The sequence below is a fragment of the Pseudomonas sp. F2 genome, from assembly GCF_057174385.1.
Genome location: NZ_CM169904.1, coordinates 834,597 through 861,301 on the forward strand (window position 1 = coordinate 834,597; position 26,705 = coordinate 861,301).

General features: G+C 59.5%; 26 protein-coding genes and 1 pseudogene. 16 read left to right on the forward strand and 11 right to left on the reverse strand.

Annotated features, from left to right (window positions below):
- Positions 1-44 precede the first annotated feature (44 nt).
- Complete coding sequence (locus AC193Q_RS03615; RefSeq protein WP_095666903.1) at positions 45-629, forward strand: LysE family translocator; 585 nt, start codon at positions 45-47, stop codon at positions 627-629.
- On the opposite strand, the gene AC193Q_RS03620 is transcribed toward AC193Q_RS03615, so the two are convergent.
- From AC193Q_RS03620 to AC193Q_RS03650, 7 genes are read right to left on the reverse strand one after another with little or no spacing between them, the layout of a single operon-like run.
- Positions 618-1,994, reverse strand: a complete 1,377-nt coding sequence (locus tag AC193Q_RS03620) for an ATP-binding protein (RefSeq protein WP_483879136.1) — start codon at positions 1,992-1,994, stop codon at positions 618-620. The genes AC193Q_RS03615 and AC193Q_RS03620 overlap by 12 nt on opposite strands.
- Positions 1,991-2,653, reverse strand: coding sequence for a response regulator (locus AC193Q_RS03625; RefSeq protein WP_047295015.1), 663 nt, complete (start codon positions 2,651-2,653; stop codon positions 1,991-1,993). Before AC193Q_RS03625 ends, AC193Q_RS03620 begins: the two co-directional genes overlap by 4 nt.
- Before the next feature lie 11 nt (positions 2,654-2,664).
- On the reverse strand, positions 2,665-3,309 hold the full coding sequence (locus AC193Q_RS03630; RefSeq protein ID WP_483879137.1) for a tetratricopeptide repeat protein: 645 nt from the start codon (positions 3,307-3,309) through the stop codon (positions 2,665-2,667).
- Positions 3,306-4,115, reverse strand: coding sequence for an SDR family oxidoreductase (locus AC193Q_RS03635; RefSeq protein WP_095666900.1), 810 nt, complete (start codon positions 4,113-4,115; stop codon positions 3,306-3,308). Before AC193Q_RS03635 ends, AC193Q_RS03630 begins: the two co-directional genes overlap by 4 nt.
- On the reverse strand, positions 4,102-4,776 hold the full coding sequence (locus tag AC193Q_RS03640) for an iron-containing redox enzyme family protein (RefSeq protein WP_047295011.1): 675 nt from the start codon (positions 4,774-4,776) through the stop codon (positions 4,102-4,104). The genes AC193Q_RS03635 and AC193Q_RS03640 overlap by 14 nt, the downstream gene beginning before the upstream one ends.
- Positions 4,773-6,254, reverse strand: a complete 1,482-nt coding sequence (locus tag AC193Q_RS03645) for an AMP-binding protein (protein WP_483879138.1) — start codon at positions 6,252-6,254, stop codon at positions 4,773-4,775. Before AC193Q_RS03645 ends, AC193Q_RS03640 begins: the two co-directional genes overlap by 4 nt.
- Positions 6,244-6,921, reverse strand: a complete 678-nt coding sequence (locus tag AC193Q_RS03650; RefSeq protein WP_483879139.1) for a thermostable hemolysin — start codon at positions 6,919-6,921, stop codon at positions 6,244-6,246. The genes AC193Q_RS03645 and AC193Q_RS03650 overlap by 11 nt, the downstream gene beginning before the upstream one ends.
- A 207-nt stretch (positions 6,922-7,128) precedes the next feature.
- Here AC193Q_RS03650 and AC193Q_RS03655 point away from each other — a divergent pair, with 207 nt between their 5' ends.
- Positions 7,129-7,677, forward strand: coding sequence for a cytochrome b (locus AC193Q_RS03655; RefSeq protein WP_047295007.1), 549 nt, complete (start codon positions 7,129-7,131; stop codon positions 7,675-7,677).
- Between the two features lie 242 nt (positions 7,678-7,919).
- The gene (locus AC193Q_RS03660; protein WP_483879140.1) at positions 7,920-8,399 is read left to right on the forward strand and encodes a GNAT family N-acetyltransferase; all 480 of its coding nucleotides are present in this window, start codon (positions 7,920-7,922) and stop codon (positions 8,397-8,399) included.
- Between the two features lie 239 nt (positions 8,400-8,638).
- Here the strand turns inward: AC193Q_RS03660 and AC193Q_RS03665 are convergent, their stop codons facing one another.
- Complete coding sequence (locus tag AC193Q_RS03665) at positions 8,639-9,178, reverse strand: thioesterase family protein (protein ID WP_483879141.1); 540 nt, start codon at positions 9,176-9,178, stop codon at positions 8,639-8,641.
- A gap of 508 nt (positions 9,179-9,686) precedes the next feature.
- Between AC193Q_RS03665 and AC193Q_RS03670 the strand changes: the two genes are divergently transcribed.
- The 10 genes and pseudogenes from AC193Q_RS03670 (at position 9,687) to AC193Q_RS03715 (ending at position 20,754) form a co-directional block, all read left to right on the forward strand.
- Positions 9,687-10,049: a DUF6124 family protein gene (locus tag AC193Q_RS03670; RefSeq protein ID WP_315438622.1), complete on the forward strand. Its 363-nt coding sequence runs from the start codon at positions 9,687-9,689 to the stop codon at positions 10,047-10,049.
- A gap of 139 nt (positions 10,050-10,188) precedes the next feature.
- Positions 10,189-11,730 (forward strand): T6SS phospholipase effector Tle1-like catalytic domain-containing protein, encoded by a 1,542-nt coding sequence (locus AC193Q_RS03675; RefSeq protein ID WP_483879142.1) that lies wholly within the window; start codon positions 10,189-10,191, stop codon positions 11,728-11,730.
- Entirely contained in the window at positions 11,730-12,383 is a 654-nt protein-coding gene (locus AC193Q_RS03680; RefSeq protein WP_483879143.1) for a DUF2931 family protein, read from the forward strand. The genes AC193Q_RS03675 and AC193Q_RS03680 overlap by 1 nt, the downstream gene beginning before the upstream one ends.
- Before the next feature lie 11 nt (positions 12,384-12,394).
- Positions 12,395-13,054 (forward strand): DUF2931 family protein, encoded by a 660-nt coding sequence (locus tag AC193Q_RS03685; RefSeq protein ID WP_121184884.1) that lies wholly within the window; start codon positions 12,395-12,397, stop codon positions 13,052-13,054.
- Between the two features lie 31 nt (positions 13,055-13,085).
- Positions 13,086-13,741: pseudogene (locus tag AC193Q_RS03690) on the forward strand (DUF2931 family protein).
- A gap of 332 nt (positions 13,742-14,073) precedes the next feature.
- A complete protein-coding gene (locus AC193Q_RS03695) occupies positions 14,074-14,415 on the forward strand; it encodes a hypothetical protein (RefSeq protein ID WP_483879144.1) in 342 nt (113 codons plus the stop codon).
- Positions 14,416-14,514: 99 nt separating this feature from the next.
- Positions 14,515-15,771, forward strand: a complete 1,257-nt coding sequence (locus AC193Q_RS03700) for a TolC family protein (protein WP_483879145.1) — start codon at positions 14,515-14,517, stop codon at positions 15,769-15,771.
- Entirely contained in the window at positions 15,768-17,252 is a 1,485-nt protein-coding gene (locus AC193Q_RS03705; protein ID WP_483879146.1) for an efflux RND transporter periplasmic adaptor subunit, read from the forward strand. Before AC193Q_RS03700 ends, AC193Q_RS03705 begins: the two co-directional genes overlap by 4 nt.
- The gene (locus AC193Q_RS03710) at positions 17,249-20,407 is read left to right on the forward strand and encodes an efflux RND transporter permease subunit (protein ID WP_483879147.1); all 3,159 of its coding nucleotides are present in this window, start codon (positions 17,249-17,251) and stop codon (positions 20,405-20,407) included. Before AC193Q_RS03705 ends, AC193Q_RS03710 begins: the two co-directional genes overlap by 4 nt.
- Positions 20,404-20,754, forward strand: coding sequence for a copper-binding protein (locus tag AC193Q_RS03715; protein ID WP_483879148.1), 351 nt, complete (start codon positions 20,404-20,406; stop codon positions 20,752-20,754). Before AC193Q_RS03710 ends, AC193Q_RS03715 begins: the two co-directional genes overlap by 4 nt.
- Positions 20,755-20,929: 175 nt before the next feature.
- Here AC193Q_RS03715 and AC193Q_RS03720 read toward each other — a convergent pair whose 3' ends face one another.
- From AC193Q_RS03720 to AC193Q_RS03730, 3 genes are all read right to left on the reverse strand, one after another.
- Positions 20,930-22,036, reverse strand: coding sequence for a DNA alkylation repair protein (locus AC193Q_RS03720; RefSeq protein WP_483879149.1), 1,107 nt, complete (start codon positions 22,034-22,036; stop codon positions 20,930-20,932).
- 2 nt (positions 22,037-22,038) lie between these two features.
- On the reverse strand, positions 22,039-22,644 hold the full coding sequence (locus AC193Q_RS03725; RefSeq protein ID WP_483879150.1) for a glutathione S-transferase: 606 nt from the start codon (positions 22,642-22,644) through the stop codon (positions 22,039-22,041).
- Between the two features lie 61 nt (positions 22,645-22,705).
- On the reverse strand, positions 22,706-23,614 hold the full coding sequence (locus AC193Q_RS03730) for a MurR/RpiR family transcriptional regulator (protein WP_047294982.1): 909 nt from the start codon (positions 23,612-23,614) through the stop codon (positions 22,706-22,708).
- 538 nt (positions 23,615-24,152) lie between these two features.
- Here AC193Q_RS03730 and AC193Q_RS03735 point away from each other — a divergent pair.
- The 3 genes from AC193Q_RS03735 (at position 24,153) to AC193Q_RS03745 (ending at position 26,700) form a co-directional block, all read left to right on the forward strand.
- Positions 24,153-24,557: a TraR/DksA family transcriptional regulator gene (locus tag AC193Q_RS03735; RefSeq protein WP_003225981.1), complete on the forward strand. Its 405-nt coding sequence runs from the start codon at positions 24,153-24,155 to the stop codon at positions 24,555-24,557.
- 606 nt (positions 24,558-25,163) lie between these two features.
- A complete protein-coding gene (locus tag AC193Q_RS03740; RefSeq protein ID WP_483879619.1) occupies positions 25,164-26,387 on the forward strand; it encodes a methyl-accepting chemotaxis protein in 1,224 nt (407 codons plus the stop codon).
- 112 nt (positions 26,388-26,499) lie between these two features.
- A complete protein-coding gene (locus AC193Q_RS03745; protein WP_007966907.1) occupies positions 26,500-26,700 on the forward strand; it encodes a hypothetical protein in 201 nt (66 codons plus the stop codon).
- Positions 26,701-26,705 lie beyond the last annotated feature (5 nt).

The window sequence follows — 26,705 nt, forward strand, 5'->3', positions numbered from 1 at the left end:
GCGCAGCCGTCAGAGTAGGCCCTGACTTTCTACAGGGCCGTGCCATGCTTGCGTTCATTCTCTTTGCCTTCGTGGCCTCGGTTACTCCGGGGCCGACCAATCTGATCGTGCTCAGCACCAGTGCCCGACGTGGCTGGCGGCCGTGCCTGCCGATCATCCTCGGCGCGGGAGCGGGTGCTGCGTCGCTGGTGTGGGTGGCCGGTGCGGGTGCGGGTGCCAGCACTTTGATGCTGCCCGGCGTGCGCCCGGTGATCAGTGCGCTGGGAATGGGCTGGATGCTCTGGCTGGCGTGGCAGATCTTCAGCGCGCCGGCCACCGCCATCGACCCCGCCGCCGGCGAAGAGAAACCCGAACTGGGGCTGGTCGGCGCCGCGCTGTTGCAATGGGTCAACCCCAAGTCGTGGATGATGGCGATTGCCGTGATCAGCGTGTTTACCGCACAAGGGCAGGGCTTGAACGCGTTGTGCCTGGCGTTCTTTCTGGTGTCGTTGCCGTGTCTGGCGCTGTGGGCGTTGCTCGGTCGCGGTGCAGCGCGTTGGCTGAGTAATCCGGCGCAGTTGCAGTGGCTGAACCGGATTCTGGCGGTGCTGCTGGTCGTCTCATCCGCCGCTGCGTTGCTACACGCCTGAGCTGATCGGCACTGACAACGTTGCGCACAAGCCGCCCTCGGCCCGGTTGACCAGGGTAATCCGTCCGCCCAGGCGCAATGCGATGGTGTTGACGATGGTCAGCCCCAGGCCTGCACCGTTGGCGTTGCCGCGACTGTAAAAGCGTTCGAACAACCGTGCCCGATCGGCTTCGTCGATGCCCGGGCCCTGATCTTCGACGCTCAAAAGGCACCAGCCATCGGCCTCGCTCAGCTTGACGGTGATCACCCCGTTCTCCGGGGAGAAGTTGGCGGCGTTGGTGATCAGGTTGCTCAGGGCGATGTCGATGGCGGCGGTGCTGGCCATGACGTGCAACGCTTGTGCGCTGTCTTCGAAGGCCAGTTCGAGATGCTTGCTGAGCAGCCACGGCGTGAGTTGTACCAGGCTGTTGCGCACGGTTTCGCTGACGTCGATGCGTTGCAGCGGCGGCGGGTTGGATTTCGGTTCCAGGCGCGCCATGGTCAGTAATTGATTGACCAGGCGACTGGCGCGATCAACCCCGGAAATCAGGAACTGCAACGACTCGCGGCGCTCCTGTTCGGTACCGGCCTCCAGCAGGTTTTGCGCATGCACCCGCAGCACCGCCAGCGGCGTACGCATCTCGTGAGCGGCGTCGGCGATGAAGCGCCGTTCGCGGCCAAGCACTTCCTGGATCTGCGCAAGCATGCGGTTGAGCGCCGCCTGCATCGGTTCCAGCTCGCTGGGCAGGGGCGTCAGTTGCAACGGTTCCAAAGAGCCGCTGTGACGGGCGCGCAGGGTCGCGGCCATGTTCGCCAGCGGCTTGAGGCCCCAGCCGATGGCCAGCCAGACCATCGCCGCGAGGATCAGACTGCCCAGCACGTTCGGCCACAGCGTATGGCGTACGATGCGGTCGACCAGATCGGCCCGCACATCGTCGCGTTCGCCAACCCAGATGCGCAGCCCGTTTTGCGGGTCTTCGAGCATGAAGGCGCGCCAGTGGCGACCGTTCAAGTCCACCACATCACTGAAACCCGGTCGCGTCGGCGGCGCGGTGAACGACGGCGCACTGGCGGTGTGCACCAGGACTTCGTTTTTCGGGTTCCAGACCTGGAAGGCGATCTTGCTTTCGTAAGGGTGACCGTCGACCCGCGGCTTGGCTTCGCCGAGCGCCTGATTGAACGCCTGATACAACTGCGAGTGTTCCTGGCTCGCCAGCGGCATGCGCATCACGCCCTGCAGCAGCCGAGCGTTTTGCGCCAGTTGTGCGTCGTAGACTTCGGCGATTTCATGGTTGCTGTCGTGCAGGTTGAACACGCTGAGCACCGCAAGACCCGCGAGCAACAGCCCGATGATCAGCGTCAGCGTGCGGCGACGAATCGAGGTCATCGACGCTCCTCCACCAGATACCCCACACCGCGAATGGTGCGGATCAGGTCGGTGGAGAATTTTTTGCGCAGGTGATGGATGTGCACTTCCAGGGTGTTGCTTTCCGCTTCCTCGTTCCAGCCGTAAAGCAGCTGGATCAGTTGATCGCGGGTCATCACCCGGCCCGGCGGCGAGAGCAATTCATGCAGCAACTGATATTCCTTGGGCGTCAGCGCCACGGGTTGGCCCTGATAGCTGACCTGCTGGGTGCCGGGGTTGAGGCTGATCCCGGCGTGCTCGATCAGCGCTTGAGCGCGGCCCGCACTGCGCCGCAACAGAGCGCGCAGGCGTGCCTTGAGTTCGGCGAGGTCGAACGGTTTGACCAGATAGTCGTCAGCGCCGGCGTCCAGCCCGGCGATGCGGTCTTCGGTGGCATCGCGGGCGGTGAGTATCAGCACCGGCAGGTTCGAACCGCTGTCGCGCAGGCGGCGCAGCACTTCGAGGCCGTCCATGCGCGGCAGGCCCAGATCGAGCACCGCCACGTCAAAGGTTTCACTGAGCAGCGCATGCAACGCGCTGCTGCCATCCTTCAACCAGTCGACGGTGTAGCCCTCACGGCCCAAGGCCTGATGAATGCCTTCACCGAGGGCCACGTCATCCTCAATCAGTAATAAACGCACGCGGACTCCTGTCAGTCGAGTTTCTTGTTCACGTCCACCAGCAGCGCAGCGATCTCTTTGCGACGCCCGGCGTCAGCGGTTTCCCGGCCCGGGCGCGGTGCAGCCTGCTGAGCTCTGAGCAGCGCAGCTTTGGCTTCAGCGTAGCGCTTCTGACGGTAGAGGTGATCGCCCCAGAAGTACAGACTGTCGATGCCATCCGGATTCAGTTGCAGCGCTTGCTTGAGCAGTTGCTCGGCCTTGTCGCTGTCGCCGAAACCGATCGGCCAGCCCGGGACGCGATCATACAGCGCCGCCAGGCTGGTATAGGCCGAACCTTGCAGGGCCTTGGGGTCGAGCGTCAGGGCTTTTTCCAGATCGGCCTTGGCGTCTTTGGCCTTGCCCAAGGCACCGAGCCCGCCCTGAGCGCCGGCCCAACTGCTGGTGACGATGCCTTTCCAGATCCACGCTTCGGCCACCGCCGGGCGCTGTGCAGTGAAGGCAGTGGCTTCGGACGACAACTGCTCGAACGCGGCGGCGCGTTGCTTTTCCGCCACTTCATACTGGATGTGCGCCCAACTCTGCTGGATGCCGTTCAGACGCTGCTGATCGGCCGGTTCCAGTGCCCAGACGCTTTGGCTGAGGACGGCGAACAACAGGCATGCGCTAAGTTTTTTCATGGCTTCAGGGACTCGTTGTCGGTTTTTTCACTGAGGCGGCGGATCAGCGGCAGTTGCTTGCGCAAGCCTCGATCCACCAGGTGCGGCAGCAGGTTGTTGAGGCGTACGAAGAAGCGCTCCGGCCAGCCCAGGTACAAGTCGCGGCGGTCGCCGGCAATCGCGTGGATCACCGCCGAGGCGACGGTTTGCGGGTCATCGACGCTGGACTTGAGGGCATCGTTCAAGGCTTGCGCCGCCGCACTGTTCATCGACGTGCGCGTGGCCCGGGGCGCGACATACAGCACGTTGACCCGAGTGTCGGCCAGTTCGCGGCGCAGCGCTTCGGAAAATCCGCGCAGGGCGAACTTGGTCGCGCAATAACTGGCGTAGCCCGGGTAGCCGATCGAGCCGTAAGTGGAACCGACGTTGACCACCATCGCGCTGTCGGCCTGTTTGAGCAGCGGCAGCAGCAATTTGGTCAGGCACATCGGCGCGCTGATGTTTACCGCGAGCATCGCGTTGATGTCGCTGTCGTCGAGCTGTTCGAGCATGGCGAAGTGATTGACCCCGGCCGCGTTGATCAGCAGGTTGATGCCGCCGATCGCTTCGGCAGCGGCCAGCACCTTGCGCCGGTCACTGAGGAAGGTCAGGTCGGCGGCGACCCAGCACAGCGAATTTGGATAGCGCTCAAGCAACGGCGCCAACGCCTGCTCATGCCGCGCCACCGCCAGTACCTGGGCACCGGCGGCGCACAAGGCCTCTGTAATCGCCACGCCGATGCCGCCACTGGCACCGGTCAACACCACCCGCGCGTCACGCAGCTGCATGTTGAGTCTCCGCGTCACGCGGCAGGCCACGGAACATGTCGGTGTACAGGCGATAGACGACTTTCGAGGCGTGAATCACGGCCGCTTGGTCTTCGGGATCTTCCAGTTGATTCATCAAGCGGCGATAAGTCTGCATGTGCTCGATGTCCAGCGAACCGTGCGAGCTGAGGTAGCTGAACGCGGTGTCCGGCAGTGCCAGACGCTCGCGAATGCTCCCCGCCGCATGCGTGGCCAGCGCAATGCTGGTGCCTTCGAGCACATTGACCATGCCGAACAGACCCACCGGATTGCCCCGGGCGATCAGGTCGTAGAGAAAACTCACCATCAGCTCAATCGGCAGCGAGGGCTGGCCGTCGCGGACCGCATCGCGGTCACCGCCACACGCGGCGATGTCGTTGAGGACCCAGTGTTCATGGCCGTATTCGTCTTCGATGTACTCGGCCACCGCTTTGCGCAGCCATTCCAGGCGTGTCGGCAGGCGCGCACCGCAAGCCATCATCAACGGCACGGTGTGACGCACGTGGTAGTACGCCTGCGCGAGAAACGCCCGATAGCTTTCCAGGCTGACCTTGCCTTGCAGGGCGTCAAGAATGATCGGCAGATTGAACAGCTCGTGGCGTTCCTGATGCGTGGCTTCTTGCAGGGTGTCGAAAAAACTCATGATGCGGACTCCTCGGAAACAGCGGATTCAGTCAATTGGGCGTGGTACAGCGCGGCAATCGCCTCGCGGCGTGGCCGACCGTTGGCGGTGAGCAAGCCATTGGCGGCGGTGAACGGTTGCGCCAGGCGCGTCCAGCGGTGCACCTGGGCGTAATCGGGCAAGGCTTGGTTGGCTTCGGCGACTGCGGCGGCCAGCTCCGCGTTGCTGCAATCGGCACGGTGCGGCCAGAGCAGGGCGTGGTTGCGCGGCAAGGCCTCGCCATAGACGAAGGCCTGGGCAATATGGCGGCGCTGGGTCAGTTCCGACTCGACCCATTCCGGGTTGACGTTGCGCCCGAAACTGGTGACGAACTGGTGCTTCTTGCGACCCTTGAGGTAGAGGAAACCTTCGGGGTCGAACTCACCCAGATCGCCACTGGGCCACCACTCATCGACGTACGGCGCATCGCCCAGATAACCGAGCAGGGTCGAGCCCTTGATCAGCACTTCGCCGTCCTCGGCCAGGCGCACTTGAACGTGCGGCAGCGGCTGACCGACGCTGCCCGGACGCCGTGCGCCGGGGCGATTGAGGCACACCACCGAGGCGCATTCGGACAAGCCGTAGCCCTCGAACACCGGCAGGCCGACACGCTGCGCGCGGTGCAGCAGATCCTCCGAGACCCGGGCACCGCCGACGGCGGCGAAGCGCAGTTTTTGCGGATCGAAGGCTTTCTGTTCGGCAGCACTGACCAGCATCAGCAACAGTTGCGGCACCAGAATCAGACTCTCCGGCGCACGACCGGCCAGGTAGCCCAACAGGTGCGGTACATCGACGCCGCTGGCGCCCTGAATGCCCAGGGTTTTCTGGCTTGGCAGGCTCAGCGTCGCACCGGCATACAGCGCGGCGTAGCAGCCGAGGTTTTCCAGCAGAATCGCCAGTGGCAGCAACGCCAGATGATGCTGTGGATCGGTGGGTTTGCTCGCGTGATCCAGCTCCCGCGCCACCCGCAGCAAGCTGTCGGCGCTCAGGCACACGCCTTTCGGTGTGCCGGTGGTGCCGGAGGTGAAGGTCAGTTTGGCGGTGCCGGCCGGCATCCGGCTCGGGCCGCTGAAGGTGCGGCACCAGAACTCGCCGCGCTGTTCATAGCCGGCGGCGAGCAGCTCGGCCGCCAGCTCCGGTTCGGCAATCACCCGTTCGGCCTGGCTCTGTTCCAGACAATGCGCCCGTTGCGCAGGACTGAAAAACGGCGGCAGCGTCACGCAGGTCAAGCCCTCGAACAGCACGGCCAGATCCCACAGCATCGCGTCGACGCCGTTATCCAGCGCCAGGGCGACGACTTGCGCCGGTTCATCGCGCAGGCGCTCCTGGCGATACAGCACCTCGGCATACACCGTGGCGTAATCAAGTTTCAGCGTATCGCCCCACATTGCGGTGCTGTTGTCATTGCGCCGCGCATGTTCGCGCAGGGTTTCCTGGAAGCGTTGCAGTTCAAGCGACATGGCAAGCTCCTTCAATCGAAGTCGGCAGGCCCAATCGGGTGAACAGGCCGCTATTACGCAAATGGATGAAGCCGGCGCGGATGTTGCCGACGTGCACCCACGGCTTGCTTTCGTAATAACTGCCCCAGTGTTGACGCTCGTCACCCAGGCGTTCCGGGTCGGCGGCGCATAATGTCACTGGCTTCAGACCGAGCCGATGGAAGCTGTTGACCAGCCCGATGTTGCCGGTGAAGGTCACCCATTCCAGGCCGCCCATGGCCAACAGATAGGTGATGGCGATGATGCTCAAGCGTGCGCTGCCGGTGTCGCTGGCAGCGAGGTTGCCGACTTCGACGATGGCGCTACGCTCAACCGGACGATCCGCCGCCGCACTGATCAAGGGTTCGATCGGTTCATCCAGATAGCGCTCAAGGAACAGCGGTTCCACATGCGCTCGGCGCACCCCGGCCACCGCACACAGCGCACCGTCGCCGTTGTGCATGCCGAACAGCTCGGGCATAAAGTGCCGAATGTCGGCACCGTGGGCTTTGCGAAAACGCTGCTGGATGAAGGCTTCGAAAGTCTCTCGCAGCGCGTCGTCGGGCAAGGCGCCGGTCAACGTCATCTGCGGCGTTTCGGCTTGACCGAAGCGCAGGGGCAGGGGAATGTTCCAGTGGTAATCGGGCATGGGCAAAGCGCCTCCCTCAATGGTTTGAGCGCAGTATCGGAGGCATTTCTTAACGAAGTCTGAAGGTGAAAAAAGGTTAATCAACGGGCAATCTTCAGATTGTCTTAAGACTGCAAGGGCAGGGTGGCACCGTCGGTTCGCCCTGCAACCGGATCGAGACTGTCGAACGAATCGACCGTCGCTCACGACAATCACGAGGCGCTTCTTATGACCCGCGACACCGCCGTCACCCGTTATGGAAAACTGTCAATTACGTTGCACTGGCTGATGCTGGCGCTGTTCGTCGGCGTCTATGCCTGTGTCGAAATCAAGGGCTTCATGCCCAAGGGCAGCGAAGCGCGCGGCCTGCTGATGGGCTTCCACGGCCTGTTCGGCACGAGCATCTTCATCCTCGTCTGGGTGCGCCTGCTCGGCCGCCTGACGCCACGCCCGCCGATCACTCCTAAGCCGCCAGCGTGGCAGACCGGCCTCTCGCACCTGATGCACCTGGCGCTGTACGTGCTGATGATCGCCACACCGATCCTCGCCTGGCTGATGCTCGCCGCCGCCGACAAACCGTTCCCGTACTTCGGCTTCCATGTCCCGGCACCGGTCGCCATCGACCCGGACTTCGCCAAACAACTCAAGTACTGGCATGAAACGCTGGGCAGCGCCGGCTACTGGCTGATCGGCTTGCACGCGGCGGCGGGGCTGTTTCACCACTACTGGGTGCGGGATAACACGCTGGTGCGGATGTTGCCGGGTCGCACCGAATAACCCAGACCTCCTTCAACCCCCAATCCCTGTGGGAGCGAGCTTGCTCGCGAAGGCGCCGTGTCAGCCGGCATCATCGCTGACTGACACACTGCCTTCGCGAGCAAGCTCGCTCCCACAGGTTTTTGTGGCGTCTGGCAGGACGGGAAAGTTGCCGCAATCGTACTTCGCGTCCACGCTATGGCATGCCAACGCGCCGGGCGCGCATCACCTTGGCAACACCGACAATAAGGGGCAGGGCAGCCATGAACTTTACCCACCGGCCAGTGACGGCCGACGACGTCAAAACCCTGTGCGGCTTTCCGCAGGGCGTTCAAGAGTTGTACTTCATGTTCCCGAAAGCGCAGTACCCGCTGACGGAAGAACAAATGCACACCGCGATCAGCCAACGCTTCGACTCCACAGCGTTTCTGGCCAACGGTGAGTTCGTCGGTTTCGCCAATTTCTACCGTGCCGAACACGGCGGCGTCTGCTGCATCGGCAACGTCATCGTCGCGCCTTACGCCCGTGGCCAGGGCGTCGCGCGCTACATCGTCGAAACCATGACTGCAGTCGGCTTTGAAAAGTATCAGGCCAGAGAAGTGCAGCTGTCCTGCTTCAACGAAAACACCGCAGGGTTGCTGCTCTACCCGAAACTCGGCTTCGTGCCGTTCTCCATCGAAGAGCGCCCGGCACCTGGCGGCAGACGCGCAGCCCTGATCAACATGACCCGCCACCGACAATAGCCATCCCCCAATCCCTGTGGGAGCCGGGCTCGCCCGCGATGGCGCCAGCCCGGCCAAACGCCTTCGCAAGTCTGATCCGAAACCTGTGGGAGCGAGCCTGCTCGCGAAGACGCCAGCCCAGTCAAAACGAGTTCCCCAGCCTGACCGCGAACCTGTGGGAGCGAGCTTGCTCGCGAAGACGCCAGCCCAAACGACACCGTGCTGCATCCATAAACACGATCATCCAGGCAACCGATGACTCAAACCTCCTCACCCCTGAGCTGACGGCTCATCAGATCACAACTCGCCGACCACGACGTCAGCCACGCCGGCATCTCCGGCGACTGTTCAGGCAACCCCAACGCCCTGACAAACTCACCCGGCGCCATCGTGCCTTTCGCCGAACGAAACAGCCCACGCATGACCACCACGCCGATCACCCGGCCCTTGCTCACAAAACGATGCTCCATGAAGCTCCATTTATCGTCCCAGCCAAGCATCCGGCTGTGAATTTCAAACGCTTCAAACAGCTTCAGCTCACGCCGAAATTTGCCCCAGGTATCGCCAACAATCGGCAACGCTTTAGCGCGCAACGCCACCCGAAACGCGCCGCTGCGCAACACAAAATCCATGCGCCCGACGTCAGCCATGGTGAAGTAGCGACCATTGGTGACATGCCGATTCAAATCGAGATCCAGTGGCCACACGCGCATGCGGATCACGGTGGAGTCCAGCGCATTGACCGGCTTGCGCCACGGTCGGCGAAAAAGCATGCAGAGCAATCGAAACCACAGATTCATCAGTACGTCAGCCCGTTGAAAAGAGCGCTGCACTCTAGCGAGTCGGGCGATGGCGAGGTAGGTGCGGAAATGACTTTTTTGGACGGAACAGTGCATTCCGATCATTGCGGGGTTGATGCTGGATCGGTAGCCCGTTTAATCGGCGGATAAACAGGAAACAATCGGGATGTTTATGTGAAGCCTGCCGTTACCACCGAAGCCCTACAACGCCTTGCGCCATCGCCTACGAGTACGCCAGAATCCGCCGGCTTGTGCGTCTGGCACGCTCTCCGTAACTTGATTCCTGTCACTGCTCATCAGTGATCGGGTCTGCAAGCCCGCCGGAAAACCAGTCGCATAGCCATGCCAAATGGACGCACGTTCGCGTCCATAAAATGGCAGCTTTGTGCGGGAGACCTTCGGGTCTGCCGGGTTCCTGGTTTCCCGGTCTTGCAGACCCGCGCACAGCTGCCACCCATCATCTGCAAGTGATGCTGGTAGCTCCTAATGAACAATCAGGAGTTTCACCATGATCAAACCAACACCCAACCCACCAGAAACCGACCTCGCATCCCCCTACGAATCCCTCGATTCCAAAAAACTCCACGAAGCCGCCGAACGCGCCCTCGACCACTACCTCACTCCGGCCAGCCAAATCATGGCCAGCCACCAAAGCCCCGAACCCATGTACCTCGCCAACCCGAAGTGCAACACCGAATCCCTGCTCGCCAACGCCAGCGAAACCCTCGGCTCCGCCAGCGAAATGCTCAACAACTTCGCCGCCACACTCGACACCTCCCACCGCAAAACCGCACTGGGCATCGCCCAGGTCGTCATGCTCGGCGAACTCGCCGTAAACCAGGCCCTCGACAACGTCGAAATAGCCCACTGACCACCCCGGTGCGACGAGCCAAACCCTTGTCGCACCCAGCAATTTCAAGCGAGCTGGCACAGAGCCACGCCTTGCGCCCCCAAGCCTCGGCTGTCACCCTTCGGCCCGTTCTTCAAGGATCAGAACAAGGAATCAAGGATTGAGTGGCTACGTTCCCAACCCCCCGAAAAACTACCGCTACGAAGAAGCCAAACCCGTCGATATTCATGCCCAGCGTTGGGCGGAGTATGAGAAGCATGGGAAAGAACCTGCGCGCGAGCCTGAGAAAGTCGGCATCGCGTTGAGGATTGGGGTTTTCTTTGATGGTACTGGTAACAATGCGAACAACACAGCAGCAGGGTTGCTGTGTGGTGCGCAGCATCCGATTGCGCCGCAGGATATTCCTGCTAGCTGTCAGCCCTATATGGGGGATCCGGACAGCAGCTATGGTGCTGGCCCTACCAATATTAAAAAACTGAGTGAGCTTTACGACGCCCCAGAGGGAGCCGAAGGTGAGGGGCTCCGAAAGCAAGCTTTCCGCATGATTTATGTAGAGGGCATTGGTACCCAAGCGGGTAAGCAAGATAGTACCTTTGGGGGTGGCACCGGGCGAGGTGAGACCGGAGTTGCAAGTAGGGTTCAGTCTTCGTTTACATCGATCAAATTACGTATCAAAGAACTCTTGAACGATAACCCGGGTAGCGAAGTGACTTCGCTGACCTTCGACACATTTGGATTCAGCCGTGGTGCAGCTGCTGCCCGGCACTTTTGCAATGAAGTCGTGCGTGGCAAGCAAGGTCCCTTAGGTGAAGTGCTACGTAGCAATCCTGAAGCGTTCAGCAAGACCTTTATTGATCAATACAATGCCGATATCAGAATGGGCTTTATCGGGCTGTTCGATACAGTTCCGTCTATAGCTGGCTGGTCCAATTTCGGCAACGTGAAAAGCCCCATTGCAACAGGCATCAAGCTTTACCTGGATCGTCGTTTTTTCACCGACGTCGTCCATTTGGTTGCGCGTGATGAATGCCGAGGCAACTTTGCCCTCAGCCGTGTAAAGCCTGCTCATCCGGAGATCACTTTGCCCGGTGTTCACTCCGATATCGGAGGTAGTTACCTCGACGAAGCGCAGGAATGTGTGCTTGTCAGCCCTATGCAGGTACTAGAAGTCCCTCTCCAAACCGATGTTCTCACCACTTCGATTTACCGCGATGCGGTGACAATAAAAAATCAGTGGATCGCGGACGGCTGGCCGTCCGAGATGCTGAAAATCGTCACGCCACCTGCGCTGCTGATGCCGAACAGTCCGCAAGACCGTATGAGCCCACGTGTCAAACACGTATATGCCGCCGTACAGCTCAAGCGTCCGGTCAGTGGCTTGCTATCTCGAGTCTATCTGCGCGTGATGCATAAAATGGCGAAGGACAAAGGCGTTCGGTTCAACGACATTTCAGATACGCCTGATCTGGCGCTACCGTCAGAACTTCAAGCTATGTGTGATCGATTTGTCTCTGGTGACTACAGAACTACGCCAGAAGAAGAGCGAATGCTCAAACTCAAGTACATTCACACGTCCGCAAACTGGAACCATCCACTAGGCCGAAGAGATGGAAGCGGTGTGAGAGCGGTGTACATCAACGCCCCCACCCCTGACGGCATACGCGTACAACATCCCCACGTACCCGACTGGACGCTTTTTTGATGAGACTTCTAACAAGCCTGCTCTGTGCAGTCCTCATGACCGGTTGTCATGCCGATACGCTTTCAACAAAAAATGATCCGAAGTCTCCATGGTGGGAGCTTGCGTTCACCGAGCCTCATTACATGAAGGTTTGGGTAGAGGACACCGCCGTAGAAGACATCAAGGGCGAGACGTTCTTGCACACTGGCGGAGGATCCGCATCAGGCGGCCAACCGGAAGACGGCACCGACTCTGCTCGTGGTTGGCACGGCGTGGGAAGCACCGGAAAAAGTGTTGTTGGTGCGGATCTTCCCAAACGGATCTATGTCCGTTGGCAATCAATTGTTGAACCCCAAACGTACAAGGCCTGGGTAGATATCCCAGAGGAAGCCAGACAACTCATGCTCGAGTCCGTCAATCAGCGCTGCGCCAAAACACCCGAACAAGAGGGGCGCTATAACGCGTCTCTCTACTTGGGTCTGGCGCCCGGTGGTGTCGTGCAAGTCTGGGTTCGAGACTCATGCCACCATCCTGTCAAAGTCGCCAGAGCACAAGCAGAGGTCGAACCGTTGGGGCCTAGTCAAGGTAAAAATCAAGGGCGCTATGCGTATCCCGTCAGCGAAAAGTCTAAGCGGTATATCGAGAAATTCGGCATTCCGTACGGGAGTTGGTAATCCTTAAGCCAATGAAACAACTCATAACGATACTTTGCGTTTTGCTGATCTCAGGGTGCCAAGAAACTGATCCACTCTCAGCCAAAAATGACCCGAAGTCCGAATGGTGGGAGCTGGCGTTTACTGAGCCGGACTATATGAAGGTCTGGGTTGAAAACAGCTCTGTTCAAGACATTAACGGCAGGATTTTCTACAAAACCGGCGGCGGCACCGCTGCTGGGGGAGAACCTGAAGATGGCACAGAGTCAGCCCGGGGGTGGGCAGGCGGAGTGGGCGGCAGCGGGAGGAGGGTGATAGGAGCAGACCTGCCCGTTCGAATCTGGGTCCGTTGGCAATCAATCGTCGAACAGAAAACCTGGCAAGCATGGGTAGATATTCCGGAAGAGGCCAGGCAGTTGATGGTGACGTCCGTCAATCAGCGCTGCCCGCGAACTCCCGATCGACAAGCAAGATTCATGGCATCGGTTTATCTCGGCTTGGCTCCCGGTGGTGTCGTGCAGGTTTGGGTAAGAGACTCATGTCATCACCCAGTCAAGGTAGCGCGAGCACAGGCGGAAATTGAGCCACTGGGGCCGAGTCAAGGTAAGAACGAAGGGCGGTACGCCTATCCTGTGAGTGAAAAGGCTAAGCGGTATATCGACAAGTACGGCATTCCATATGGAAGTTGGTAGTCGTGACAACTACTTGAATGGATCATTTGTAATGAAAGCAACGATTGCACTGCTGGGCGCTTTATTGTTGTCCGGCTGCCAAAGCAGTGGCCCAGAAACAGGCGAAAATGACCCTAAATATCCATGGTGGGAATTAGTGTTCGTTCAGCCGAATTACATGAAGGTATGGGTAGAGGACAGCTCCGTCCAAGACATCAATAACAGAGTCTTCTTAGAGCTGGCAAGAGCACTGCAGCCAGCGGAGAGCCCGATATCAGCACGGAATCTGCTCGTGGTTGGGGAACCGTGTCGGGGAGCGGGAGACCTGTGACGGGCGCCGATCTTCCAAAATTGATCTTTGTCCGCTGGCAATCCATAACAGAGCAAAAAACCTACAAAGGCTTCATTGAAATTCCGGAAGAGGGCAGGCAACTGATGGTGAAGTCAACACACCAGCGTTGCCCGGAAACACCGGAGAAAACTGCTCGCTTTATGGCGTCACTTTACGTGGGGCTCGCTCCGGGCGGCGTGCTCAAAACATGGGTTAGAGATTCATGTCGAAATCCGGTTGAGATTTCTCGCGGTCAAGGGGAGATAGAGCCTCTGGGGCCGGAACAATGGAAGAACGGTGGTCGTTATGCCTATCCGGTAAGTGAGAAGGCTAAGCGGTATGTTGAAAAGTACGGCATTCCATATGGGAGTTGGTAGGCGACACTTCTCTTGCCTGTCTTTCAGTGGCGTTGTCTTGAGTGAGTCACCTTTTTGACAGCTACCGCGTCAATGCTGAACTCAACGAAGGATAGCTTTCGGCCAAAAGCAGACGTTTGAAAGTGGCTCCTTTCGGCCCAAAGCAGACGCTCAGTCGGCTATTGCTGAAATTCACAACGCAGTTTCAAAGCAGAGGTAGGCTTCGATTTAACGCCTGTAATGCTGGCTTAATTTAGCTACGTTGTTATCGCCTGGGTAAGGTTCCCAGGCAGGTCATTTATTCCATTCGTCCCCAATTGTATGTGCAACTTTCAGCGACTACACTCCAGCCCATGAAACGCTATCTGCGGTTTTGCCTCATCTTCATGATCAGCCTGGCGCTTCCCCTCAGCGGGATGGCGGGCGTTCAGGCACCGACAGAACCGTGCCCAATGAAGACGATGGGCATGGTGATGATGGACGACATGGGGATGGACTGCTGCAACGACATGAAAAGCCCAGTCGAGCATGGCAAACCATGCAAGCCTGGCCAGGAGTGCAAGTCGGGCGGCATGTTGCAAGTCTCGATCTTCAAGCCGCCTGTCACAGTGTTCAGCCCCGTAGTGCTTTCCCTCATCAGCGATTCCCTGCCTGTTCAGACCCCGTCCGGGGTATGGCGACCACCCCGCGTTTGATTTCTGTCCCACATTGAGCCTCATTCCGCGTTAGCGGGATGGACTAGCTGTGCGCATGTCTTTTGACGCGTGCAGTGGATGATCACAGGAATCGTAAACATGAACTCCAAGTGCTATTGCACAGGCTGGCCCCTTGTGGCCGGTCTGGCGGCAAGCGTACTGGCATTGCCGAGCTCCGCTGCTGCTTTGACACTCGATGAAGCGTTGCGGCTGGCCGAAAACAATGCACCGTCGCTGACCGCACAAGACGCCAAAATTCACGCTGCCAGCAGCGCAGCTATTCCAGCCGGTGAACTACCTGACCCCAAACTGCTATTGGGTGTGCAGAATTACCCCGTTGGAGGTCCGGATCGCTGGAGCATCGACCAGGACTTCATGACCATGCAAATGGTTGGGGTCAGGCAAGAGATGCCCAACAGCGACAAGCGCAAAGCGCGCATTGAGGTCGCCGACGCAGCCGTTGATCGTGCCGCAGCGGAGCGTCGAGTCGAACGTCTGAAGGTGCGCCAGTCCACGGCGCTGGCCTGGATCAGCAGCTACTCGGTTGAACGCAAAGATGCGCTGTTCCAGGATTTCTACAAAGAAAACCGCCTTCTGACGGATACGGTCCGAGCCCAGATTGCTGGTGGTCGCGCTCAACCCGCCGATGCGGTGACGCCCAAGCAGGAAGCGGCTCAACTGGCGGAGCAGCAGGACGATCTGGTTCTCCAGAGAGCACAGGCCCGAGCAGCCCTCAAGCGCTGGATTGGTCCCGCCGCCAATGACAAGCCTGTAGGCAGCCTGCCTGAATGGCCTGTCGATACCTCCAGTTACGCCCATAAACTGCAACACCATCCAGAACTGGCAGCGTTTGCGCCGATGGCCCGCGAAGCGCAAGCCAAAGTTAATGAAGCCGTGTCGGAGAAACAGTCGGACTGGAGCTGGGAAGTGGATTACCAGCATCGCGGCCGCGAGTTTGGCGACATGGTCAGCGTGCAGTTTTCCTGGGATTTACCGTTGTTTCCTGACTCTCGCCAAAATCCCAGAATCGCAGCCAAACAGGCTGAACTCAGCCAGCTTGAGGCCGAGCGGGAAGCCCTGTCACGCGAGCACACACAGCAACTGGAGAACGAACTGGCTGACTATGAGCGCCTGAATCGTGCCGTACGCCGAAACCAGGAAAGCCTGTTACCGCTGGCCAAGGAAAAGGTCGATCTCAGCATGGCCAGCTACCGTGCCGGCAAAGGCGATTTAAACGCCGTTGTTGCGGCTCGACGTGAACTCATGGAGGCCCGCCTCAAACAGATCGACGTGGAAGAGCAGCGAGCACTGACCAGCGCGCGGCTGTATTTTGCTTATGGGGAGTCGAGCCAATGATCCTTAAAAAATGGAATGGGGCATTGCTGGTAGGCATCTCGCTGGGATTGGGTGTTGCCGGTGGTTACTGGTTGGCACATCAGCGTATGAGCGGAGTACCCAGTACCACACAGGAGCAGAGCCTCAATTCATCGGACGGACGCAAGGCACTGTATTGGTACGACCCCATGTACCCACAGCAAAAATTCGATAAGCCGGGTAAATCCCCCTTCATGGACATGCAACTGGTTCCTCAATACGCCAGCGGCCCAGGGGGCCGTACGAGCGTCAACATCGACCCGAGTCTAACCCAGAATATCGGGCTGCGTTTTGCGACCGTCACCCGTGGAATCTTTGATTCCAGCCTCGATGTGTCAGGTGCTTTGGGGTTCAACGAGCGGGATGTCGCGGTTATTCAGGCACGCACCTCGGGCTTTGTGGAACGGGTCTATGCCCATGCACCCGGCGATGTGCTCAAAGCCAATGCGGCATTAGCGGATATTCTGGTGCCGGAATGGGCTGCTGCCCAGACAGAGTTTCTTGCGCTGAAGCGCAATGGAGATGCTGAATTGTTGGCTGCGGCCCAACAACGACTGCTGCTCACGGGGATGCCGGCAACACTGATTACTCAGGTAGAGCGAAGTGGCAAAGTCCAACCCTACCTGACGCTCACCAGCCCTATTGGTGGCGTGCTGCAAGAGTTGAACGTACGCGCGGGTATGACGGTGGCGTCGGGTGACACTTTGGCGCGCGTTAATGGCTTGAGCAGTGTCTGGCTAGCTGTGGCCGTTCCAGAGTCGGATGCCGGATCGGTCACCGTGGGACAGGCAGTCGAAGCGCGTTTGCCCGCCTACCCAGGAACAATACTCAACGGCAAGGTCAGCGCAATTTTGCCCGAGACCAATCCGGACAGCCGCACTCTTCGCGTACGTGTTGAGTTGTCCAATCCGGACGGTCGCCTCAGGCCGGGTTTGACGGCACAGGTACGCCTGAATCGTTCGACCGAGCAGAGTGTGTTGTGGGTACCCAGCGAAGCCATCATTCGCACAGGTCGACGTGCCTTGGTGATGCTCACAGAAAACGCCGGTCGCTATCGTCCCGTGGAGGTGCAACTCGGGCAGGAAAGCGATGGAAAAACGGCGATATTGAAAGGTCTGGAGGAAGGCCAGAAGGTCGTTACGTCTGGCCAGTTCCTGCTCGACTCAGAGGCCAGCCTCAAGGGCATCATTGCAAGCTCAGAGGAGGAGTCACCATCCAGCACGGCAGCCTCCAGCTTTCATGAAGCGGATGGACGGATCGTTGAGATCACCGACAAAGAAGTCACGCTGGCTCATGGTCCCTTCAAGACACTCGGCATGCCTGGCATGACGATGACATTCCCACTCGCCAAACCGGCGCTGATGCAGGGCCTTAAAGCGGGTGACAAGGTCCGGGTCGCGGTGAGCCAGACTGACGATGGCCTGCGTGTTGAGCGCCTGGATAAATCGGGGAGCCAGCCATGATTGCTGCCCTGATTCGTTGGTCAGTAGCCAACCGATTCCTGGTGCTACTGACGACGCTGTTCGTCACGGCTTGGGGCATCTGGTCGGTGCAGAGCACGCCTATCGATGCGTTACCAGATCTCTCTGATGTTCAGGTGATCATCCGTACCCCTTATCCAGGACAAGCGCCGCAGATTGTCGAGAACCAGGTGACCTATCCTTTGGCCACCACCATGCTCTCAGTACCGGGCGCCAAGACGGTGCGTGGCTATTCCTTCTTCGGTGACAGCTTCGTTTACGTGCTGTTCGAAGACGGCACTGACTTGTACTGGGCTCGCTCGAGGGTTTTGGAGTACCTGAGCCAAATACAAAGTCGCTTGCCGGCCAGTGCCAAGCCGGCGCTAGGGCCAGATGCGACGGGCGTGGGCTGGATCTATCAGTACGCACTGGTAGATCGCAGTGGCGGGCATGATCTGGCGCAGCTACGCGCTCTTCAGGACTGGTTCCTCAAGTTCGAACTCAAAACCCTGCCCAACGTGGCGGAGGTGGCCACGGTGGGGGGCATGGTCAAACAATATCAGGTGCAGCTTGATCCGCTCAAACTGGCCAGCCTAGGTATCACTCAGGCTGAGGTAACCGAGGCTATCGGCAAGGCCAACCAGGAAACTGGTGGTGCCGTGCTGGAGATGGCAGAGACCGAGTTCATCGTGCGGGCTTCCGGCTACCTGAAGACGCTCAATGACTTTCGAGCGATCCCTCTCAAGCTGGCTTCGGGAGGAGTGCCGGTAACCCTTGGCGATGTCGCCACCATTCAGTTGGGACCGGAAATGCGGCGTGGCATCACCGAACTCGACGGCGAAGGCGAGACCGTCGGCGGCGTGGTGATTTTGCGCAGCGGCAAGAATGCTCGCGAGACCATTGCAGCGGTCAAGACCAAGCTCGACGAACTGAAAAGCAGTCTGCCGGCTGGTGTGGATATCGTCACCACCTATGACCGCAGCAAGCTGATCGACCGCGCTGTGGAAAATCTCAGCCACAAGCTAATCGAAGAGTTCATCGTCGTCGCGTTGGTGTGTGGGATCTTCCTATGGCACCTGCGCTCATCCCTGGTGGCGATTATCTCCTTGCCGGTTGGTGTGTTGATTGCCTTTATCGTCATGCGTTACCAGGGCATCAACGCCAACATCATGTCCTTGGGGGGAATAGCCATCGCCATTGGCGCCATGGTCGATGCTGCCGTGGTGATGATCGAGAATGCCCACAAGAAGATAGAGGCTTGGCACGCGGCCAATCCGGGGGAAGAACTGAAGGGTGAGCGTCATTGGCATGTAATGACCGAAGCGGCGGCAGAGGTAGGTCCGGCACTGTTCTTCTGTTTGTTGATCATCACTTTGTCGTTCATTCCGGTATTCACGCTGGAAGCTCAGGAAGGACGGTTGTTCGGCCCGTTGGCTTTCACCAAGACCTACGCCATGGCCGCAGCGGCGGGATTGTCGGTGACCTTGGTGCCAGTGTTGATGGGCTACTGGATTCGGGGGCGAATACCTAGTGAACAACAGAATCCGTTGAACCGGTGGTTGATCCGGATCTATCAGCCTGCCCTGGACGCCGTCTTGCGTCGACCCAAAACCACGCTGCTTGTAGCGTTGCTGGTTTTTGTCAGTGCGTTGTGGCCAATGTCTCGTTTGGGTGGTGAGTTTCTTCCGCCGCTGGACGAGGGTGATCTGCTCTACATGCCTTCGGCTTTGCCGGGCTTGTCGGCACAGAAAGCAGCGCAATTGCTGCAACAGACCGACCGCTTGATCAAGACAGTTCCGGAGGTCGAACACGTCTTCGGTAAAGCCGGTCGTGCTGAAACCGCCACCGACCCGGCGCCACTGGAAATGTTCGAAACCACCATCCAGTTTAAGCCACATGAGCAATGGCGTGCCGGTATGACCCAGGAAAAACTGGTGGAGGAACTGGATCGAGTGGTACGAGTCCCGGGGCTTACCAATATCTGGATACCGCCGATTCGCAACCGTATCGACATGCTGGCAACAGGTATCAAAAGTCCCATCGGTGTGAAAGTTGCCGGGACTAACCTGACGGAGATCGATGCCGCAACTCAGGCTATCGAGCGTGCGGCCAAGGGCGTACCCGGTGTCAGTTCGGCTTTGGCCGAGCGACTGACCGGTGGTCGCTATATCGATGTAGACATCGACCGCAAAGTCGCCGCCCGTTACGGACTGAATATCGCCGATGTGCAATCCATCGTGGCCGGTGCTATCGGCGGTGAAAACGTTGGGGAAACCATTGAAGGGCTCGCCCGTTTTCCGATTAACGTGCGCTACCCACGGGAGTGGCGTGATTCGGTCGGCGCCCTGGAGCAATTGCCGATTTATACCCCGCTAGGGAACCAGATCACCCTCGGTACAGTGGCGAAGGTCAAGGTCACGGATGGCCCGCCCATGCTTAAGAGCGAGAACGCACGACCTTCGGGCTGGGTGTACATCGATGTGCGTGGTCGGGACATTGCCTCAGTGGTAGCCGATCTGCGCCGAGTCGTCAGTGAACAGGTCAAGTTGCAGCCTGGTATGAGCCTGAGCTATTCAGGACAGTTTGAATTTCTCGAAAGGGCCAACGCACGACTAAAGCTGGTAGTGCCTGCCACGCTGTTGATCATCTTCGTGCTGCTCTATCTGACATTTGCCCGCTTCGATGAGGCTTTGCTGATCATGGCCACGCTGCCATTCGCTCTCACGGGCGGAGCATGGTTCCTCTATTTGTTGGGCTTCAACCTGTCGGTTGCGACAGGTGTCGGCTTTATCGCCCTGGCCGGTGTGTCCGCCGAGTTTGGCGTGATAATGCTGCTCTACCTGAAGAATGCCTGGGCAGAACGGGAAGACCTCGGCGACAGCACTGAGCGCGGGCTGGTGGCGGCAATTCGTGAAGGCGCCGTGCAGCGCGTTCGACCCAAGGCCATGACCGTGGCCGTCATCATTGCCGGTTTGTTGCCGATCCTGTTGGGCAGTGGCACCGGTAGCGAGGTGATGAGCCGCATTGCTGCGCCCATGGTCGGCGGCATGGTCACGGCTCCCTTGCTTTCCCTGTTTGTCATTCCGGCGGCCTATCGCCTGATGCGTCGCCGGCACCTCATCGTTAACCCCATCAAACCAGAAGGAACAATCGTATGAAACTGACCCTGATTGCAGTTGCAAGCATCGCCTTTACGCTTTCACTTTCTGCCCGCGCGGAAGACATGTCTGGCATGAAAATGAACGGAATGGAGGGCATGCAGATGGAACAGGAAACAAAGCAGACTCCAGTTGCCAGTGCCGAGGGAGCGATCAAGGCGATGGATACTGCGAAGCATACGGTGACCATCGCTCATGGGGCTGTTCCAGCCGTGCAATGGCCGCCGATGACCATGGCTTTTTCCGTTACCGAGGACCAACTCAAGGGCCTGAAAGCCGGCGACCGCGTTTCGTTTTCGTTTCGGGTAGAGGGTGGCAGAGCCACCATTGTGTCCATCAGAAAATAGGAGCATGGAAGTGACCGGTGTGCTTTCTGACGCCGGTCACTATGATTAATCCGTTGGCTGTGAATAGAGGTAGTTCCAGAGAATGCTCGAATGACTGCTTCTGGCCGAAAGCAGCTCCATCCCTAATTCCCTATGAGTCCGATAACTGCCAGATCAACGGAATCTATTACCGGTATCAATCAGCAACGATCTCAAACGCAGCACTCCCCAAAACCTCCCCATTCACCAAAACCCTAACCCCATGCCGCCCCACAAAATGCCTCCGCGTCGTAAAATCCCGAATCACCTGCCGCCTCGCCACAACCACTTCCCCAAACCCCGCCAACTCCACCGTCTTCAACTTGAAAACCTTCCCCGAAACCCCGCCATTCGCCTTCACATAGTCAATCGCATAATCAATCACCAACCGCTGTTCATGCGCCACCGTCGACTTCACCGTAAACGACAACGTAATCGCCTCACCCAACCTCACCACCGCCGGCTCAACCCGCACATCCAGCAACTCAACCTCAGCCTTGGCCCCCGCACCAATCACCGTCAGCGCGCGCAAATCTCCCTGTTTGATCAAACTGCGCAACGCATGCTTGGCAATCCACGCCGTGTGTTTGTTTTCCAGTGGCCAGCCTTCAATCGTGTCCAGCACCCATTCCGGATGCTCTTTGGTCACGTCATTCAGATGGTTCGCCACGGACTTGCGTACGTACAGACTCTCGTCGGCCTTTAACCGATCGAGGATGCCGGCGGTCAGTTGCGGATTGGCTTGCACGGCTTCCAGGCGGAATGACCAGGGCAGGCGGGGGCGGGTGCCTTCGCTGGCGAGGCGGCGGACGTGGTGGTTTTGGTCTTGGGTCCAGTCGTGCATGAGTTCCAGCGAGCGTTCGAGGTCGCTACGCAGGAAGTGGCGGATGGCGAATTCCGAGGAGCCGAAGGTGGTGAAGTATTTCAGTGCCTGCATGGAGGTATCGAAGGCGTGGCTGCCGTAGCTGGCGACGTAGTGCGGCAGGCACATGCTGACGAATCCGCTGTTGAGGCGGGGGGCGAGTTCGCGCAGGACTTCGAGGGAATCTTCGTAGTCCAGCGGCAGCACGGCGTGCAGGCTTTCGCTGACGCGGGCCATGCGTTGCATCACCGACAATTCCGCCAGCCCTTGGTTGGCGTGCTTGAGAAACGCCTTGGCCTTGAACGCCGGGTACACGGCGCTCATTTCGCAGGCGATGTGTTGCAGGCGTTCGGCGTTGAAGATTTCCTTTAACGCCGGGGCGGCGGTGTCGGTGGCGCTCATGGTCAGGTCATCGGGGTGCTGACGAACGCTTCGAGGGTTTCGGCGTACGCGGTGTATTGGGCGATGTGCGGGTAGCGGCGAGCGTCGATCTGGTCGGGGACGACGAGGCCGGTGAAGCTCCAGGCGACGGCGAGGCTGATGCCGGCCTGGGTCAGGGTGCCGTCGGTGGGCAGGCCGGTTTTTTCCAGTTCCTGTTCGAGGACGGTGAAGGCGGCGGCAAGTTGGCCTTCGACGCGTTCGACCCACGGTTGGTATTGAATGTCGGCCGGGCGCAGGTTGCGTTCGTAATAGAGCTGCACGGCTTTTTCGCAGGCGGCGAGGCTGAGGCCGATCAGGCGCAGGGCGTGGGCGCGTTGTTTGAGGTCGCTCGGCAGCAGGCTTTTGCCGCTGGCGGCTTCGAGGTAGTCGAGGATGAGGGTGGAGTCCATCAGGACCACGCCGTCATCGAGGATCAGCGTGGGTGCCTTGACCACCGGATTGATCTGCTGGAATTGCTCGAAGTGGCGGAACACCGAGACCGATTCATGTTCGAGGTCGATGCCGAGGCGTTTGGCGGAGATCGCCACGCGGCGCACGTAGGGGGAGTCCAGCATGCCGATCAGTTTCATGACGCGTTCCTTCAAGTCGAACCGGTGGGAAGGCATAACCTAGCCGAGCCTGAGGCAAATGTCAGTCGTCAAAACCGGCCTGCTCGTGAATCTCATCCACATTCAATTCCAGCCGATACGCCACCGCCACGAACAACGCCTGACACAAACACAACGTCGCACTCAGGGAACGAAAGGCCAATGCGCTGCCCTCATTCACCAGCAGCAGGCTGTTGGCGTTTTTAGCCAAGGGCGAGAGGTGGCTGTCGGTGAGGATCAGGGTGTTGGCCTGTTGCTGGCGGGCGTAGCGCAGGCAGTGTTGGGTTTCCTTGGCGTACGGGGTGAAGCTGATGGCGATCACCAAATCACCGCTACGCACGCTGCGCATCTGCTCGCGATAACTGCCGCCCAGCCCGGAAACCAGGTGAATGCGCTTGTGAGTGTGTTGCAAGTTGTAAACGAGGTAGTCGGCGACGGCGAAGGAGCGACGCACGCCGACCACATAGATGTTGTCGGCGTTGACGATCAGGTCGACGGCTTTCTCGAATGCGACGTCGTCGAGTTCGCGGCCCAGGCGTTCGATGCCGGAGCGGGTGGCGTCGATGCATTCGCGGGCGAGGTCGCCGTCGCTGGCTTGTTGCGACTGGTTGGCGATCATGCTGCGGATGCGTTGCTGGTAGTTGTGCACCGGCGAGGCTTTGTGGGTGTAGGCGGCGCGGAACAGCGCCTGCATTTCGCTGAAGCCACTGAAGCCGAAGCGCTGCGAGAAACGCACGATGGCGGACGGATGCACCTCGCATTCGCGGGCGATGTCGCTGATGCGATCGACCATGATCCGCTCGCTTTGCTGACTCATGTAGCTGGCGATGCGTTTGAGTTGGCGCGGCAGGGTGTCGTATTCGTCGGTGATCAGTTGCAGCAGACGCTCGGCATTGATCGGGGGGCTGGCGAGGGCAGGCTCGTCGTTGGCCGGCAGATCGGGGCGGGGCATAAGTCTTCCTTCAGGCTGATCAAATCACACTGTGGCGAGGGAGCTCGCTCCCGCTGGACTGCGCAGCAGGCCCAAAGTTGGGGGCCGCTTCGCGACCCAGCGGGAGCAAGCTCCCTCGCCACAGTTATTTACGGTGTGCCTGATGATAGGCGGGGTGCGGGGAGTTGGCAGGGGAGATTTCCGGCGTCTGCGCAGCTGAAACGATGCACTGCGCGGGCGGCATGGCTGAAAAAATGCGACCAACTGCCGCTCGGTTAGCCGTTTGTCTTCTATATACAGCCGTTGGACTGAATTTCTTGCTATAAACGCACTCCGATGACCGCCATGACGCCTGTGTCAGAGCTGTTTACAGGGCTTGTCGGACAAATTCCCGGTATTTACAGTTGCTGAGGCCTCAAACGGGCCTTAGACTGCCGCCCCTTCGTAAATTGAGTGCCGGGTGGCGTTTGCAATAAACGATGCCTTTTCGTCGACCGGACACGGTTCGCCGGAACGCTCCCTATTTCGCCTTAATGCACGTTTTTTTATAGAGATATCAATGACAAAGGACAAGTTGCTGGCCATGCCGGCAGATGACTACATGAATGCCGAGCAACACGCTTTCTTCACTGAGCTGTTGCAGAACATGAAAGTCGAAACCCATGAGCGCATTGAGCAAAACCGTATCGCCATCGAAAGCCTGGACACTCCGGCCGACCCGGCGGACGCGGCTTCGGTTGAAGAAGAGCGCACCTGGCTGGTGAACGCGATCGATCGCGACCAGCGCATGCTGCCGCAACTGGAACAAGCCCTTGAGCGCATCAAGGAAGACAGTTTTGGCTGGTGCGACGACAGCGGCGAGGCCATCGGCCTGAAACGCCTGCTGATCAGCCCGACCACCAAATACTGCATCGAAGCTCAAGAGCGTCACGAGCAGATCGACAAGCACCAGCGTCAGGCCTGATTCCATGGTTGCCCCCTGAATCGGGGGCGCCTGCAAAAGATCGCAGCCTTCGGCAGCTCCTACACGAGCTGACGGGGCTGCGATCTTTGCTTTTACTCGTCTGCGATATCTTGCGCACCGTTCCATTGACCTGCTGCAGGCTCCACGACTAACGGACCATGGATAATGGCGTTCTAGTGGCGTTTAATGCAGTCACAACAATGAGAACATGCGTGGGGTGTTGAAATGACGAGAGATGGATCTCTGGTTGGGGCTTTGCCCGCACCAGTGCTGTTGCCGAAAAACCGCTGGATCGCTCCGACCCTGCAAAGCATCGCCCTGATGCTGTTGCTTGCCGGCATGACGCTGGGTGGAGGCTCGCTGTACATCGGCCTGCCGCTGGCGGTGCTGATTGTCTGGCTGCCGCGCCTGCGCTCGCGGGCCATCCCCGATGTTGCGCCTGTCGATGCCGGTAACGCGATTTCCGAACTCACTCGTGACCTTTCCTACACCACCAGTCATAACGCGCTGTCAGCCGCCGGTGTGGCGTTTTCCGTCAAGCAACTGGCGAGCAAACTGGAATCGCAACTCGACGCGGCGGCGCAGATTGTCAGCAACGCCGAAGTGATGATCGCCACCGAACACGCCACCTCGCAGCTCAGCCGTGAAGCGCTGGACGCCGCCAGCGAAGCGCATCACAGCAGCGCGGCGGGGCGCACCGAACTGGTGGATTCGATTGCGCGCATGCATCAACTCAGTCAACGCGCCAACGCCAGCCGAGAGTTGATCGAAGCCCTGAGCCTGCGCAGCGATGACATTCAACGGGTGACGCTGGTGATTCAGTCCATCGCCAGCCAGACCAATCTGCTGGCCTTGAACGCGGCGATTGAAGCGGCGCGGGCCGGCGAGCATGGCCGGGGTTTTGCGGTGGTGGCGGATGAGGTGCGCGGTCTGGCGGCGCGCACGGCGTCGGCGACGGGCGAAGTCGGGGAGATGGTCGCCGACATCCAGCAGCGCACGGCGCAAGTGGTGGAGCAGATTCGCGAGCTGTCCAGCGATCTGCAGACCGGCGTCGAGCAGGTCGAGAACACCGGCCAGCATCTGGACAACATCGCCCGGTTGGCCGCCGGCGTGGAAGGTCAGGTCGGCGAAATCGCCCGGGGTGCGGAAACCAATCGCGAGCAGCTCGACAGCCTGTTCAAGGCCATCGAACAGATGCGCAGCGATCTGGCGATCAGCGATCAACAGACCCGGCGCCTGGCCGAGGCCGCCGTGCAGATGGAAGGCCAGGCGGAAACCATCAGCGAGCGCCTGGCCGAAGTTGGTCTGGATGACTATCACCAGCGCGTCTATGACCTGGCGCGTGAGGGCGCGAGTCAGATTGCTGCGCGGTTCGAAGCGGATGTCGAGCAGGGGCGGATCAGCCTTGAGGATTTGTTCGACCGTCAATATCAGCCGATTCCCGGGACGCAACCGCCGAAGTTTCAGACCCGTTTCGACCGTTACACCGATCAGGTGCTGCCGGCGATTCAGGAGCCGTTGCTGCCGCGTCATGAGGGGTTGGTGTTCGCCATCGCCTGCACGCAACAGGGCTATGTGCCGACGCACAACCTGGCATTCAGTCAGCCGTTGACCGGTGACGAGCAGGTCGACGCGGTGGGCAACCGCACCAAGCGCAAGTTCGCTGACCGCACCGGGATTCGCTGCGGCAGTCATCAGCAAGCGGTGCTACTGCAGACGTACACCCGCGATACCGGCGAGCTGATGCATGACCTGTCGGTACCGATCATGGTCAAGGGCCGGCATTGGGGCGGTCTGCGCCTGGGTTATAAACCGGAGAGTCCGCGCTGATCGATTGTTACCGCTCGCGCAATGAATCTGTGCACGGGCATTGCTGTTTCCTCCGCGACGAAGTCATTAACATGGCCGTTAGTTAGGTAGCTAATGAAGTCGAGAGGTCAGTATGTGCAGAGTCGATGTCGCGGTGATGATTGGCAGTGGTGTGCCCGCCGGATTGCGCGCGATGGGCCAGAGTGTCTGCTGGGTGGTGCTGCTCAACGGTGAGCGGCGCGGCACTGCGTTCGCCAGTCGCGACGAGGCGGAGGAGTGCAAGGCTGCCTGGCTCGCGCAACTGATGGCCGAGCCTGGCGACAGCCTGCACTGACATTT

What these genes read in the sequence shown, in the direction of transcription:
- AC193Q_RS03615 (WP_095666903.1), top strand. Translation starts at nt 45, where the DNA reads ATGCTTGCGTTCATTCTCTTTGCCTTCGTGGCCTCGGTTACTCCGGGG.
- AC193Q_RS03620 (WP_483879136.1), bottom strand. Translation starts at nt 1,994, where the DNA reads ATGACCTCGATTCGTCGCCGCACGCTGACGCTGATCATCGGGCTGTTG.
- AC193Q_RS03630 (WP_483879137.1), bottom strand. Translation starts at nt 3,309, where the DNA reads ATGAAAAAACTTAGCGCATGCCTGTTGTTCGCCGTCCTCAGCCAAAGC.
- AC193Q_RS03635 (WP_095666900.1), bottom strand. Translation starts at nt 4,115, where the DNA reads ATGCAGCTGCGTGACGCGCGGGTGGTGTTGACCGGTGCCAGTGGCGGC.
- AC193Q_RS03640 (WP_047295011.1), bottom strand. Translation starts at nt 4,776, where the DNA reads ATGAGTTTTTTCGACACCCTGCAAGAAGCCACGCATCAGGAACGCCAC.
- AC193Q_RS03645 (WP_483879138.1), bottom strand. Translation starts at nt 6,254, where the DNA reads ATGTCGCTTGAACTGCAACGCTTCCAGGAAACCCTGCGCGAACATGCG.
- AC193Q_RS03650 (WP_483879139.1), bottom strand. Translation starts at nt 6,921, where the DNA reads ATGCCCGATTACCACTGGAACATTCCCCTGCCCCTGCGCTTCGGTCAA.
- AC193Q_RS03655 (WP_047295007.1), top strand. Translation starts at nt 7,129, where the DNA reads ATGACCCGCGACACCGCCGTCACCCGTTATGGAAAACTGTCAATTACG.
- AC193Q_RS03660 (WP_483879140.1), top strand. Translation starts at nt 7,920, where the DNA reads ATGAACTTTACCCACCGGCCAGTGACGGCCGACGACGTCAAAACCCTG.
- AC193Q_RS03665 (WP_483879141.1), bottom strand. Translation starts at nt 9,178, where the DNA reads ATGAATCTGTGGTTTCGATTGCTCTGCATGCTTTTTCGCCGACCGTGG.
- AC193Q_RS03670 (WP_315438622.1), top strand. Translation starts at nt 9,687, where the DNA reads ATGATCAAACCAACACCCAACCCACCAGAAACCGACCTCGCATCCCCC.
- AC193Q_RS03680 (WP_483879143.1), top strand. Translation starts at nt 11,730, where the DNA reads ATGAGACTTCTAACAAGCCTGCTCTGTGCAGTCCTCATGACCGGTTGT.
- AC193Q_RS03685 (WP_121184884.1), top strand. Translation starts at nt 12,395, where the DNA reads ATGAAACAACTCATAACGATACTTTGCGTTTTGCTGATCTCAGGGTGC.
- AC193Q_RS03695 (WP_483879144.1), top strand. Translation starts at nt 14,074, where the DNA reads ATGAAACGCTATCTGCGGTTTTGCCTCATCTTCATGATCAGCCTGGCG.
- AC193Q_RS03700 (WP_483879145.1), top strand. Translation starts at nt 14,515, where the DNA reads ATGAACTCCAAGTGCTATTGCACAGGCTGGCCCCTTGTGGCCGGTCTG.
- AC193Q_RS03705 (WP_483879146.1), top strand. Translation starts at nt 15,768, where the DNA reads ATGATCCTTAAAAAATGGAATGGGGCATTGCTGGTAGGCATCTCGCTG.
- AC193Q_RS03710 (WP_483879147.1), top strand. Translation starts at nt 17,249, where the DNA reads ATGATTGCTGCCCTGATTCGTTGGTCAGTAGCCAACCGATTCCTGGTG.
- AC193Q_RS03715 (WP_483879148.1), top strand. Translation starts at nt 20,404, where the DNA reads ATGAAACTGACCCTGATTGCAGTTGCAAGCATCGCCTTTACGCTTTCA.
- AC193Q_RS03720 (WP_483879149.1), bottom strand. Translation starts at nt 22,036, where the DNA reads ATGAGCGCCACCGACACCGCCGCCCCGGCGTTAAAGGAAATCTTCAAC.
- AC193Q_RS03725 (WP_483879150.1), bottom strand. Translation starts at nt 22,644, where the DNA reads ATGAAACTGATCGGCATGCTGGACTCCCCCTACGTGCGCCGCGTGGCG.
- AC193Q_RS03730 (WP_047294982.1), bottom strand. Translation starts at nt 23,614, where the DNA reads ATGCCCCGCCCCGATCTGCCGGCCAACGACGAGCCTGCCCTCGCCAGC.
- AC193Q_RS03735 (WP_003225981.1), top strand. Translation starts at nt 24,153, where the DNA reads ATGACAAAGGACAAGTTGCTGGCCATGCCGGCAGATGACTACATGAAT.
- AC193Q_RS03740 (WP_483879619.1), top strand. Translation starts at nt 25,164, where the DNA reads ATGATCGCCACCGAACACGCCACCTCGCAGCTCAGCCGTGAAGCGCTG.
- AC193Q_RS03745 (WP_007966907.1), top strand. Translation starts at nt 26,500, where the DNA reads ATGTGCAGAGTCGATGTCGCGGTGATGATTGGCAGTGGTGTGCCCGCC.